Genomic DNA, 12,423 nt, shown 5'->3' with positions numbered 1-12,423 from the left:
TATGCAATCGGTGTAACAGAATCGTAATAAAAGGGCGCCGCCTGCACCGTCAACGATCCAAATCGATGGCGAAATGCTGCCACAGCGCGGCGCGCCGTTCTTCTTCCGAATGCAGCGTCGTTTCGTGGCGCTGATGATCTTCGGTCACGATCAGCTTCATGTCGCTGAGGGTCACCCGGCCGTGGTCCGTCGGCCGTGAACACACCAGCCGCTGGGTGAAGTGCGACTGCGGCGAGGTGCTGTGGAAGCGGCACATCTCGTCGAACTCATGCAGCTCGCGCGGCTGAACGGTAAAGCGATACAGGGTTTTGGCATGCGAACGTTGGTCGCCGTTGCGGCGCTCCAGCAGGTAATAGTCGCCTTCCCGCTCCAGGTGGAAGGTACCGCTGGCCTGCGGTTGCGGCTCGGCGGCGACGATCTTCAGCGGCGTCAGGAAGGAATCGCCGAAACCGACGTCCACCAGCCAGGCCTGGCCCGCCAGATCCACCCGCAGCGCCAGATGGTCGTAGGGCGGGCCGAAATGGCCGTCGCGCGCGCGGATCTCGCCGGAGATGAAACTCACCTTGAAACCGATCTCCCGCAGCAGCAGGGCGAACAGCGCGTTCAGCTCATAACAGAAACCGCCGCGGTTGCGCTCGACCACCTTGCTGAACAGCGCCTCCGGCGCCAGCTGAATACCCTGATGATAAATAATGCTCAGGTTCTCGAACGGGATGCTCAGCATGTGGCGATGGTGCAGCTGTTGCAACGTGGGGAGGTCAGGGCGGGCGGCGCCGGTAAAGCCGATATGCTGCAGGTAGCGTTGGGTATCCACAGGGAGTCTCGCATGAGAAAAAGTAGGCATAAAATAGCGGGCTTTGCGGCTTTTGTGAGCGCATTACGTGCTGCGCTGTCGCTGCTGCCGCAAACTGTCACTGGCCGGCGCTAGCCTGTTCCCCTGAGTTCAATCTGGCAGGAGAACGGCTATGCAAGATTTCAAACATCGGGTGGCGCTGGTGACCGGCGCTTCCACCGGCATCGGCGAAGCGATCGCCGCCGAACTGTTTCGGCGCGGTGCCACGGTGGTGATGACCGGCCGCCACGCCGCGCCTCTCGCCGCCGCCGCCGCGCGGCTCGATCCCGAGGGCCGACGGGTGATGACGTTGCGGATGGACGTGCGTGAGGCGCCGTCGGTGCAGCAGGGCATTGAAGAGACGGTGCGGCGCTGCGGCGCGCTGCATCTGTTGGTCAACAACGCCGGGATCACCGGCCCGCACGAGGTGGACATCGATCGGTACGCGGTCGAAGATTGGCATGAGGTGATCGCCACCTGCCTGAGCGGCACGTTTTTCGGCATGAAGTACGGCCTGCCGGCGATCGTCGCCGGCGGCGGCGGGGCGGTGGTGAACCTCTCTTCCGCCAACGGCGTGGTGGGCATTGCCGGGATCGCGCCTTATACCTCCGCCAAGCATGGCGTGTTGGGTCTGACGCGCTCGGCGGCGCTGGAGTTCGCCACGCGCGGCGTGCGCATCAACGCCGTCGGGCCGGGCTATGTGGATACGCCGGCGATGAGGAAACTGCCGGCGCCGGTGCGGGCGCAGATGGCCGCTTCGCACCCGATGGGGAGAATGGCGACGCGGGAAGAGGTGGCGAAAACGGTGGCTTTCCTGCTCTCGGACGACAGCAGTTTCACCACCGGCGCGTTTTACAGCATCGACGGCGGTTATACCGCGCGCTGAGCCAGCGCCTGCAACCAACTGAGAAACGCCGCTGCGCCGGGTTTTTCCAGCGTGCGCGGCGGGTAAACCACGTAGTAGGGTTTGCTGAGCGGCAGCGCCGGTTCGGCCAGGGTGACCAACTGGCCTGCCGCCAGTTCACGGCCGATCAGCCGCCGCTGGCCGAGCAGCACCCCGCGCCCTTGCACGGCGGCGTCGATGGCCAGCGAGGTCAGGTTATAGGTCAGCCCGCGCCGCGCCGGCGGCATTTGATCGGCGGCGGTGAACCACTCGTGCCAGCCCGGCAGAAACTGGCTCTCCTTGCCCCAGTCGACGTGGATCAGCGGCAATTGCGTCCAGTCGCCGCGATCGCGCAGCGCCGGGCTGCACACCGGCTGCACCCGATCCTGAAACAGCCGCACCTTTTCCAGCAGCGGGTAGTCCTGATCGCCGAAGCACAGGGCGAAGTCCGCCGCCGAATGGGCGAAATCGACCGCCGCATGGGTGGCGTGCAGCCGCAGATCGCCGTCGGGGCACTGCGCCAACCAGTCGCCTAGCGCCGGGTTCAGCCACTTGGAGGCCAACGCCGGCAGGGCGAACACCGTCAGCGTCTGTTTGCCGCGCTGGCGCTCGACGTGCTGCTGCGCCACGCGCAGCGTTTCGAACGCCTCCTGCACGTAGGCCAGGTAGTCCGCGCCCTGTTCGGTCAGCGTGACGCCGCTTTTGGCGCGGATGAACAGCGTGATGCCCAGATGCTGTTCGAGCTGGCGGATCTGCTGGCTGACGGCGGCGGCGGTCAGCGCCAGCGTATCCGCCGCGCGGGCCAGGCTGCCGGTGCGGGCGGCGGTTTCGAACGCCAGAATGGCGCTCAGCTTGGGCAAGCGCGCGCGGGACGGTGAGTGCATGGGCAGGGCTATCGCTAAGAATTGGTTAGCTTATCCATAACGTATTTTTGTTATGGCGGCAATGCGCCATTCGCTACAGTGAGAGGCATCCGGCTATCGCACACGAGGGGAACGCCATGCCGCAACTTGCCGATATTATCGATCTGTCCGCTCATCCCATCGACGACGCCGCATTCCGCGCCCGTTGCCGGCAAACGCTGGAGCGCGCCGGCGCGCTGGTGCTGCCGGGATTTCTGCGCGCCGCCGCGCTGGCGACGGTGCGGTTGGAAGGTGCCGAACAGCACCATGCGGCGTTTTACGCCACCAGCAAACACAACGTGTATCTGCGGCCGCAGGACGATACGCTGCCGGTCGATCACGCGCGCAACCGGCTGGTGGTGTCGTCCAAGGGCTGCATTACCGACGAAGATATTCCGCCGCAGTCGCCGCTGCGCGCACTGTACGACGCCCCGGCGTTTCGCGCGTTCCTCTGTGCGGTGCTGGATGAGGCGCAGCTGTATCCCTACGCCGATCGGCTGTCGTCGATCAACCTGCATTACGCCCACACCGGCCAGGAGCTGGGCTGGCACTTCGACAACTCGTCGTTCGCCATCACGCTGCTGATCCAGAAACCGGCGGCGGGCGGGCGTTTCGAGTACGTGGAGAACCTGCGCGACGCCGATCGCGGCGAGATGAACTATGCCGGGGTCACGCAGGTGCTGGACGGCGAGCGGGCGGCCAAACGGCTGGCGATGGAGGAGGGGGATTTGGTGCTGTTTCGCGGGCGCAACGCCATGCACCGGGTGACGCCGACCGAAGGCGACACCACGCGCATGCTGGTGGTGCTGGCCTACAATGCGCAGCCGGACGTGATGCTGTCGGAAAGCGCCAGAATGACGTTCTACGGCCGCTTATAGCGGATAAAAAAACCGCCCCGGAGGGCGGTTTGTCGATTCAGTGCGGGTTCTGCTCTTCGTGAGCCTGCTGCTCCCGCTTCACTTCCTGCGCGCGCTTGCGCAGGCCGAACCAGCCCAGCGTCAGCAGCACCGCCAGCACCGGAATGGTGGCGATGGTCCAGGTGCCGTTCGGGTAGTCGAACGCCATCATCACCACCACGATCAGCAGGAACGCCAGCGTCAGCCAGGAGGTGAACGGCGCGCCCGGCATTTTGAACGATACCGGCTGCGCGCGGCCTTCACGCACGGCTTTGCGCAGGCGCATCTGGCAGACGATGATAAACGCCCAGGAGGCGATGATGCCCAGCGAGGCGATGTTCAACACGATCTCGAATACCTGCGAAGGCACCAGGTAGTTGAGCACCACGCCGATCACGTAGATGCCGCAGGTGACCAGGATGCCGGCATAAGGCACCTGCTGGCTGCTCATTTTGGCCATCAGCTTCGGCGCCGAGCCGCCCATCGCCAGCGAACGCAGGATGCGGCCGGTGGAGTAGAGGCCGGAGTTGAGGCTGGACAGCGCGGCGGTCAACACCACGATGTTCATGATGGTGCCGATGTAAGGCACGCCCAGCTTGCTGAAGAAGGTGACGAACGGGCTTTGGCCGGCCTGGTAGGCGTTCCACGGCAGCAGCAGCACCAACAGCACCACGGAGCCGACGTAGAACAGGCCGATACGCCAGATCACGCTGTTGATCGCTTTGGGCATCATTTTGGCCGGATCTTTACACTCGCCGGCGGCGGTGCCGATCAGCTCGATGCCGGCGAAGGCGAAGATCACCCCTTGCACCAGTACCAGCGCCGGCAGCAGGCCGTGCGGGAACATGCCGCCGTTTTCGGTGATCAGGTGCATGCCGGTGGTGTGGCCGGCGACCGGGGTGCCGGTGCCGAGGAAGACGACGCCGACAATCAGGAACAGCGCGATGGCGACCACCTTGATCAGCGCGAACCAGAACTCCATCTCGGCGAACCACTTCACGCCGATCATGTTCATGGTGGCGACGATGCCGAGCGCGCCGAGGGCGAACAGCCACTGCGGCACGTCGGCGAAGGTGCCCCAGTAGTGCATGTACAGCGCCACCGCGGTGATGTCGACGATGCCGGTCATCGCCCAGTTGAGGAAATACATCCAGCCGGCGACGTAAGAGGCTTTCTCACCGAGAAATTCGCGGGCGTAAGAAACGAAGCTGCCGCTGGAAGGGCGATGCAGCACCAGCTCGCCCAGCGCGCGCAGGATGAAGAAAGAGAAGATCCCGCACACCAGATAGACCAGCGCCAGCGCCGGCCCGGCCAGTTCGAGACGGCCGCCGGTACCGAGGAACAAGCCGGTGCCGATCGAACCGCCGATGGCGATCATTTGGATCTGCCGGTTGCCCATGCTTTTGTGATAACCGGATTCATGAGAGTCTAGCCAGCGTCTTCTGGCGGCGTGTTTATCGTCCGCCGACTTTTTTTGTGAGTGCATTATCCGTCCTGTTTACCTGTCTATGATGAACGCCGCCCTGAGCTGCAGGGCAAACGATTGCCATCAGCAATCGTAATGAGAATGAGGTCGTGGCATCATTCCGCTGTTTATTGTGTATACAGCCGCCGTTAAATAACGGCGTGGCATGCTACCGTTTCCCGATAAAGCTGGCAAAAAAACCTGCGTACAAAGCGTGAACAATTGTGTGTATTTTTTAAACTGAAAACAAAAGCGCATATTATTCAGTAAGATGAGTCTTATTATCAACACGGAAATATCGAACGATAAAAGTGATTGAAATCACAGAATAATAATTACCGCGCAAATTAAAGGGATTTTGAAGTTATTTTGCGTGAGGGGGAAGGCGGGCGGAAAATAAAGCGATGGCGCCTGCGCAGTAATTAGCGTGCGCAGGCGAATCGGACGCGGGGGCTTTTTAGGCGGATTCACCGGCCGGCAGAGCCGAAGCCGGCAGGCCGAACAGCTTGTCGAACGCCCAGTTAAACAGGAAGGTGTAGCAAGGAATGATGACGATCAGCGCCATATCCAGCAGCAGCGCCTGCCACAGCGTGATGCCCATCCACCAGGCGATCAGCGGGATCAGATACACCACCAGCGTCAGCTGAAAGCCGACGGCGTGCAAAATGCGGCGCTTGAGGGTACGGGTGCGCGACGCCTGGCGGCTTTCCCACCACTCGAATAAATAGTTGTAAATGAAGTTCCAGCTGACCGCGATGGTGGTGATCACCACCGCCAGCGGCCCGGTGCTGCTCGGCGCATGGCCCGACAGCAGCGCCAGCCCCAGCGCCGAGATCGCCATGCCGATGATTTCATAAGCGGTGACATACACCAGTTTGCGTTTGACGCCTTGCATTGTTTTCTCCCGATCTGTTTTTAGTTGCCTCTGCGGCGACGGCGGCTAAGATAGCGTCAATCACATTGATAGAAAAAGTCAGGAGCTGTCAGTTTAACTGACAGGTTAAACGATGAACTTTTCCAGCGACAATATCGAACTGTTTCTGGCGGTGCTCGATCGCGGTTCGTTTTCCGCCGCCGCCCGCGCGCTGCGGCGCGTACCGTCCGCCGTCAGCATGGGCATCGCCAACATGGAGGCGGAACTCGGTTTCGCCTTGTTCGATCGCTCGCACCGTGAACCGACGCCGACCGCGCTGGCGTTGGCCCTGGCGCCGCACGCCCGCCTGATCGCCGGGCAGCTCAAGCAGCTGCAGGTGCACGCTATCGAACTGTCTCAGGGGCTGGAGAGCCGGCTTTCGATCGGCGTGGCGTCGGACATTAACGGCGCCAGCCTGCTGGCGGCGGTGAAGACGCTGTCGCAGCGTTATCCGCTACTGAACATCGAAGTGCTCAGCGCGCCGCAGGACGACGTGCTGCACATGCTGCACCAGGAGCGCATTGGCGTTTGCCTGGCGTTCGGCGGGCTAAACATCAACAGCGCGGAGCAGTTCCACTCCGTCGGCGCGGAATCGCTGGTGGCGATGGTCTCGCCGCAGCACCCGGCGCTGGACGGCGCGGCGGGCGAGCTGTTTCTCGAGGATCTGGTCAACGTGCGGCAGATCATGGTGGCCAGCCGCGATCTGCCGATCGGCGATCTGCGCCCGCAGGTGGCGGAGGCCTACTGGCGCACCGACAGCCTGCCGATGGCGCTGAACATGGTGGAAGCGGGCCTGGGGTGGGGCAATTTCCCGCTGTCGCTGGCCGAGCCGCTGCTGGCGCAGGGGCGGCTGGTACGGCTGAAATTCAAAAACACCAAGAACGAGCTGCGCTTGCCGATGCATTTGATCTGGCTGAAGAGCCGCCCGCTGGACAAGGCGGCGCGCGAGCTGGTCGAGCTGATGCGCGCGGCACTGCAGGAAGGCTGACGCCAGGTGCGCTGGCTTATTCCGCGTGGCGTTTGCGCCACCAGAAGCGCACCAGCAGGATGGCGGCGATCGCCAGGGCGACAAACAGCAGGCTGGAGAGTTTTTTGTCGAAGCCGGTAACGAAGCGTTCGATCGCCTGGCCGCCAAAATAGCCGAGCATGACGAAGATCGTCGCCCACAGAATGGCGCCGAGGATATTGAGCGGCACGAAGCGCGACGGCGGCAGGCGGCTGGCGCCGATCAGCACCGGGCCGATGATGCGGAAACCGTACATAAAGCGCACCCCGATAACGAACAGCATCGGGTGGCGGGCGATCAGCTTTCTGGCGCGCGCGATGCGCTTTTCCTGCCCCTTGAGCCGCGAGATGACCCGGCCTTCGAACCGGCGGCCGGCGAAGTACAGCAGCTGATCCCCCAGCGTACCTCCCAGCGCCACCACCGCGATCACCCACGGCCAGTGCAGCAAGCCTTCATGGGCGGCGATGCCGCCCAGCAGCGTGATGGTTTCTCCCTCAGCCAGGCAGCCGATAAACAACGCCCAGTAGCCGTAGTCCGTAATGTAGTGGGCCAAATCGGTCATTCCTTACTCCTTATGTGACTGACGCATAAGGGCAAGTATACGCCCGATCGCTAGCCTTGGGCGATCTGGGCCACCAACGCTCTGCGCCGCGCCAGGCTTTCCGCCATCTGCGCCTGTACCCTGGCGTAAATGTGCGGCGGGGCCAGTTCCGGCGTGCCGCCCGTGAACGGCGGGGCCGGGGCGTATTCCAGATAGAGTTGGATCGTTTGGGCAGTGTCTTCGCCGTGCAGTTCGGCGATCAGCGCCAGCGCGAAATCGATGCCGGCGGTGACGCCGCCGCCGCTGATCACGTTGCCGTCGCGCTCTACGCGTGCAGCGCTGGGGATGGCGCCGAACAGCTTCAGGCTGTCGCGCATCGACCAGTGGCAGGCGGCGCGTTTGCCCGCCAGCAGGCCGGCCGCGGCCAGGATCAGCGAACCGGTGCACACCGAGGTCAGGTAGCGGGCATCGGCGCCCAGCCGCCGGATTTGCTGCATGAACGCTTTATCCTGCAGCGCCTGGGTACAGCCGCTGCCGCCCGGCACGCACAGCACGTCGCAGCGCGCGATCTCCGGCAGCGGGCGCAGCTGGGTGAAGTGCAAGCCTTCCGATTCGACATCCGCGCCGTCTACCGAAGCGACGATGATTTCCGCGCCCGGCATGTGGCGCAGAAACTGCAGCGGGCCGGTGAAGTCGAGCTGGGTGACGCCTTGATAGATGGGAAATACAATCACGAGTGGTTCAGACATGACATTCGCCTCATTTTTATCGTTGGACCTGGGCCATAATAGCCGCCCTGTTTTTGGCTGGTATGACAGATAACCCTCAAAAAGCGCCATCATGAAAACGATCGGTTTTGTGGTTTTTCCCGGTTTCAACCTGCTGGACTTTGCCGGCCCGCTGGCGGCGTTCGATAACGTCAGCCAGTTTACCGATCCGCCGGCCTACCGCTGCGTGGCGATCTCGCCGCAGGGCGGGATGGTCGCCAGCTCGGCCGGGGTGGAGATCGCCACGCAGCCGTGCGGCGACGAGCGTTTCGATACGCTGGTGGTGGCCGGCGGCAGCGGCAACGTGATGGCGGCGCAGTCGCCGGCGCTGGTGGCGTTTCTGACCACCCACAGCCGGCGGGCGCGGCGCATCGCCAGCGTGTGCACCGGCGCGTTTATTCTGGCGGCCTGCGGTTTGCTGGACGGCAAGCGCGCCACCACCCACTGGTATCACGCGGCGCGGCTGCAGCAGAGTTATCCGCGCATCCGCGTCGACAGCAACCGCATTTTCATTCGCGACGGCGATATCTGGACTTCGGCCGGCATCAGCGCCGGTATCGATCTGGCGCTGGCGTTGATAGAAGACGACCTTGGCGCCACCCTGGCGGCGGCCGTGGCGCGGCAGCTGGTGGTCTATCATCGGCGCCCCGGCGGGCAGTCGCAGTATTCGCTGCTGCTGGCGTTGAACCCGTCGTCGGATCGCATGCGCGCCGCGCTGTCGTTCGCGCGCGAGCACTTGCACCTGCCGCTGTCGGTGGCGGATCTGGCCGACGCCGCCTGCCTGAGCGAGCGCCAGTTCGGCCGGCTGTTCCGCGCCGAAACCGGGCAGACACCGGCCAAGGTGATCGAACAGCTGCGGGTGGAGGCGGCCAGGGTGCGCATCGAAGAGAGCGCCGAGCCGCTGGAGGCGATCGCCCGTTCGGTGGGGTTCAGCGATCCGGAGCGCATGAGACGGGCGTTTATCCGCGTATTTGGCCTGTCGCCGCAGGCGATCCGCCGGCTCGGCCGCGCGGGATAATTTTTTTGCCACGCCTGGCGGCGGGGCACACCAGAGGAGCAACGGATGTATCAGGATTTCGAGAGCGAATTGAACTGGGCGATGCGCCATATGCCGCGCACCCGGGCGGCGGTGGCGGCGTTGCCGGACCTGCACGGGGTGCGGCTGGCGTGCAATATGCACCTGGATCTGAAAATGGCGCCGCTGGTGGCCGGCCTGCTGGATAAGGGCGCGGCGATCTTCCTGACCACCTGCAATCCCACCACGGTGCAGAACGACGTGGTGGCCTGGCTGGAACGGCGGGGCGCGCAGGCCTATGCCTGGCGCGACATGAACGCCGGCGAATGGTCGGAGTCCTTCGACCGCGCGCTGGCCTGGCAGCCGACCCACCTGTGCGAAATGGGGGCAGATCTGACCACCCGTTTACACCAATCGCCGAGCGGCCCGCGGATCGTCGCCGGGCTGGAAGCCACCGGCTCGGGCATCAGCCGGTTAAACGGCGTGGCGCCGCGCTACCCGATCTTCAACTGGGACGATCTGCCGGTGAAAGAGGGGCTGCACAATCGGCATATGGTTGGGCTGACCGCCTGGCACACCTTCTTCCAGACCACCCACTTGACGCTGCACGAAAAGCGCGTGCTGGTGATCGGCTACGGCCTGGTCGGGCAGGGGACAGCGGCGGCGGCCAGGGCTTACGGCGGCCAGGTGATGGTGGCGGAAATCGATCCGGCGCGCGCGCTGCAGGCGCGTTATGACGGCTGGCAGGTGGTGGATCTGGCGAGCGCCGTCGCGCAGGCGGACGTGATCGCTACCGCAACCGGCGCGAAAAACGTGCTCTCGGCGCAGCATTTGCAACAGGCGCAGGACGGCGTGTTTATCCTCAACGTCGGCCACGTGGCGGAAGAGATCGACGTCGGCTTCCTGCAAGGCCTGCCGCACCACGAGCCGATGCCTTATGTGAACGCTTACCAACTTAATGAGAAGACGGTGTATTTGCTGGCCAACGGCTCGATGTTTAACCTGACCGCCGGCTATGGCGACAGCCTTAACGCCTTCGATGTGACGCTGGCGGTGATGGCGGCCGGCATCGGCCATATCGTCGGCGCCGGGGCGCGGCAAACGCCGGGGCTGTACCTGTTGCCGCAGTCGGCCTGGCAGCCGGCGCTGTAACTTTTTCCACGCGGGCGTTCATCCCAGAGCGTCCGCGGGCTGCGTCGTTTTTCAGCGGACAGAATTTGTCACAAATCCGCCATACAATCCCAGTGCCAAGCGCTGAACCCTCACATATAATTCGCTGAGTTCAAGCCCCCATTTCAGAGTAATGCCTGTGAAAATACGTGTTTTGGTTCTGACCCTGCTCGCTTTGCAGGCGGGCGCAGGCTTTGCGCCGCGCGCGTTGGCCAGCGACAACGCCGCCGCCCTGTACGCCACCCAACCGGAGCTGGCCTCCGGCAGCGCGATGGTCGTCGATATGCAAACTCATAAGGTGATGTATGCGCGCAACCCGGATGAAGTGGTGCCGATCGCCTCGATCACCAAGCTGATGACCGCCATGGTCACGCTCGACGCGCACCTGCCGCTCGACGAGATGCTGGCGGTGGACATCCGCCAGACGCCGGAGATGAAAGGGGTGTATTCACGGGTGCGGCTGAACAGCGAAATCAGCCGTAAGGATATGCTGCTGCTGGCGCTGATGTCGTCGGAAAACCGCGCCGCCGCCAGCCTGGCGCACCACTATCCGGGGGGCTACAACGCCTTCATCAAAGCGATGAACGCCAAGGCCAGGGCGCTGGGCATGACCAATACCCATTATGTGGAACCGACCGGGCTGTCTATTCATAACGTGTCGACGGCGCGCGATCTGACCAAGCTGCTGATCGCCACCAAGCAATATCCGTTGATCGGCCAGCTCAGCACCACCACCGAACGCATGGCCAGCTTCAAGGATCCGAACTACACGCTGCCGTTCCGCAACACCAACCACCTGGTGTACAACCCGAAATGGAACATCCAGCTGACCAAAACCGGCTTCACCAACCAGGCGGGCCACTGCCTGGCGATGCGCACGGTGATCGGTAACCGCTCGGTGTCGCTGGTGGTGCTGGACGCCTTCGGCAAATACACCCACTTCGCCGACGCCAACCGTCTGCGCAGCTGGATTGAAACCGGCAAGGTGACGCCGATCCCGGCCGCCGCCCGTGACTATCGCCGCCAAAAAGACGCCCGTCTGGCGAAGAACGACAGCGAATAACCCGCCTGGCGGCCTGCCCGTTTGCGGCAGGCCGCTATCGGCCCTCGGGCCGTCTGATGACAAATCCCCGCTCGCGATCGCCGTCGAAACCCGCCTTGAGATAAAGCTGGTGCGCGCCGGTGCGTTGCTGCCCCGACAGCAGCATCACCTTATAACAGCCCTTGCGCCAGGCCAGCTGTAGCGCGTATTCGATCATCGCGAGCGCCACGCCGTGGCCGCGATAGGGCTCCGCCGTCACCACGTGTTCGATGACGCCGAACGGCTGCGCCTGATGCGCCAGCCCCGGGATCAGCGCCAGCATGCAGGTGGCGATCGGCTGTTCCTCTTGCGCCGCTACCACCAGACGGATCGCCGGATCGTCCAGCAGGTGCTGCAGGGCACGGCGCGCGTCGTCGCTGCGCAGCGGCGCATCCTGTGGGCGCAGCTCGCGATACAGAGCCAACAGGCCGTTGAGATCGTCCGGCTGCGCCAGGCGATGAATGATGCTCATGGTTGCTCCTTTCGCCGCTTCAAGGGTAATCCGCTATCCTCCATTAATACCACAACGATTACCGAAGGGGATGTTATGAGTCAGGTTTCGACCTTTGTCATGTTCCAGGGGGAGGCGCAGCAGGCGATCGACCTCTACAGCCAGGTGTTTGAGCGTTTTCGGCTCATGCAGGTGCAGCATTACGACCCGACGCCGGACGGCCAGCGGTTAATCAAGCATGCCACCATCGATTTCGATCGGCAGAACCTGGTGTTTATCGACAGCCCGATCAGCCATGATTTCAGCTTTACCCCGGCGGTGTCGCTGTTCATCAACCTGCCTAACGAAGAGGCGCTGGAGCAGGTTTTCCACCGCCTGGCGGAGGGCGGCAAGGTGCTGATGCCGCTCGACGACTACGGCTTCAGCGCTCGCTTCGGCTGGCTCAACGATCGCTTTGGGCTCTCCTGGCAGCTCAATGTGCCGGCGGGGGATCTGCCCTGA

At 63.5% G+C, this 12,423-nt stretch carries 14 protein-coding genes; 7 read left to right on the top strand and 7 right to left on the bottom strand.

The genetic code is table 11. The features are described from left to right. Nucleotides 1-49: 49 nt before the first annotated feature. Nucleotides 50-814 (bottom strand): arylamine N-acetyltransferase, encoded by a 765-nt coding sequence (locus tag ACF8MC_RS07265; protein WP_164104685.1) that lies wholly within the window; start codon nt 812-814, stop codon nt 50-52. Between the two features lie 151 nt (nt 815-965). Here ACF8MC_RS07265 and ACF8MC_RS07260 point away from each other — a divergent pair, with 151 nt between their 5' ends. Next, nucleotides 966-1,718: an SDR family NAD(P)-dependent oxidoreductase gene (locus ACF8MC_RS07260; protein ID WP_164104686.1), complete on the top strand. Its 753-nt coding sequence runs from the start codon at nt 966-968 to the stop codon at nt 1,716-1,718. On the opposite strand, the gene ACF8MC_RS07255 is transcribed toward ACF8MC_RS07260, so the two are convergent. Further along, entirely contained in the window at nt 1,703-2,599 is an 897-nt protein-coding gene (locus ACF8MC_RS07255; protein WP_164104687.1) for a LysR substrate-binding domain-containing protein, read from the bottom strand. The genes ACF8MC_RS07260 and ACF8MC_RS07255 overlap by 16 nt on opposite strands. A gap of 116 nt (nt 2,600-2,715) precedes the next feature. On the opposite strand from ACF8MC_RS07255, the gene ACF8MC_RS07250 reads away from it, so the two are divergent. Further along, nucleotides 2,716-3,495, top strand: coding sequence for a 2OG-Fe(II) oxygenase (locus ACF8MC_RS07250; protein ID WP_164104688.1), 780 nt, complete (start codon nt 2,716-2,718; stop codon nt 3,493-3,495). Nucleotides 3,496-3,532: 37 nt separating this feature from the next. Here ACF8MC_RS07250 and ansP read toward each other — a convergent pair whose 3' ends face one another. Then, nucleotides 3,533-4,999 (bottom strand): L-asparagine permease, encoded by a 1,467-nt coding sequence (ansP, locus tag ACF8MC_RS07245; RefSeq protein ID WP_033637529.1) that lies wholly within the window; start codon nt 4,997-4,999, stop codon nt 3,533-3,535. A 436-nt stretch (nt 5,000-5,435) separates the two neighbouring features. Further along, nucleotides 5,436-5,873 (bottom strand): PACE efflux transporter, encoded by a 438-nt coding sequence (locus ACF8MC_RS07240; protein ID WP_016928654.1) that lies wholly within the window; start codon nt 5,871-5,873, stop codon nt 5,436-5,438. 112 nt (nt 5,874-5,985) lie between these two features. Between ACF8MC_RS07240 and ACF8MC_RS07235 the strand changes: the two genes are divergently transcribed. After that, nucleotides 5,986-6,879, top strand: coding sequence for a LysR family transcriptional regulator (locus ACF8MC_RS07235; protein ID WP_060456821.1), 894 nt, complete (start codon nt 5,986-5,988; stop codon nt 6,877-6,879). Nucleotides 6,880-6,895: 16 nt separating this feature from the next. Here the strand turns inward: ACF8MC_RS07235 and ACF8MC_RS07230 are convergent, their stop codons facing one another. Both ACF8MC_RS07230 and ACF8MC_RS07225 read right to left on the bottom strand, forming a co-directional pair. Next, nucleotides 6,896-7,459 (bottom strand): DedA family protein, encoded by a 564-nt coding sequence (locus ACF8MC_RS07230; RefSeq protein WP_033647075.1) that lies wholly within the window; start codon nt 7,457-7,459, stop codon nt 6,896-6,898. A gap of 50 nt (nt 7,460-7,509) precedes the next feature. After that, the gene (locus ACF8MC_RS07225; RefSeq protein ID WP_047568783.1) at nt 7,510-8,187 is read right to left on the bottom strand and encodes a DJ-1/PfpI family protein; all 678 of its coding nucleotides are present in this window, start codon (nt 8,185-8,187) and stop codon (nt 7,510-7,512) included. A gap of 91 nt (nt 8,188-8,278) precedes the next feature. Here ACF8MC_RS07225 and ACF8MC_RS07220 point away from each other — a divergent pair, with 91 nt between their 5' ends. The 3 genes from ACF8MC_RS07220 to pbpG all read left to right on the top strand — a co-directional run bounded on the left by ACF8MC_RS07220 (nt 8,279) and on the right by pbpG (nt 11,453). Beyond that, nucleotides 8,279-9,223: a GlxA family transcriptional regulator gene (locus ACF8MC_RS07220; protein WP_033653487.1), complete on the top strand. Its 945-nt coding sequence runs from the start codon at nt 8,279-8,281 to the stop codon at nt 9,221-9,223. Nucleotides 9,224-9,268: 45 nt separating this feature from the next. After that, on the top strand, nt 9,269-10,372 hold the full coding sequence (locus ACF8MC_RS07215; RefSeq protein WP_060425506.1) for an adenosylhomocysteinase: 1,104 nt from the start codon (nt 9,269-9,271) through the stop codon (nt 10,370-10,372). A gap of 151 nt (nt 10,373-10,523) precedes the next feature. After that, a complete protein-coding gene (gene pbpG, locus ACF8MC_RS07210) occupies nt 10,524-11,453 on the top strand; it encodes a D-alanyl-D-alanine endopeptidase (protein ID WP_164104689.1) in 930 nt (309 codons plus the stop codon). A gap of 34 nt (nt 11,454-11,487) precedes the next feature. Here pbpG and ACF8MC_RS07205 read toward each other — a convergent pair whose 3' ends face one another. Further along, complete coding sequence (locus ACF8MC_RS07205) at nt 11,488-11,943, bottom strand: GNAT family N-acetyltransferase (RefSeq protein WP_060456823.1); 456 nt, start codon at nt 11,941-11,943, stop codon at nt 11,488-11,490. Between the two features lie 75 nt (nt 11,944-12,018). Here ACF8MC_RS07205 and ACF8MC_RS07200 point away from each other — a divergent pair, with 75 nt between their 5' ends. After that, on the top strand, nt 12,019-12,423 hold the full coding sequence (locus ACF8MC_RS07200; RefSeq protein ID WP_164104690.1) for a VOC family protein: 405 nt from the start codon (nt 12,019-12,021) through the stop codon (nt 12,421-12,423).

Origin of the sequence: Serratia sp. LACPHL-BACT-2024-00286, from assembly GCF_043109535.1 — a bacterium.
GTDB lineage: Bacteria > Pseudomonadota > Gammaproteobacteria > Enterobacterales > Enterobacteriaceae > Serratia > Serratia sarumanii.
This window is presented reverse-complemented; position numbering and strand designations above follow the sequence as displayed.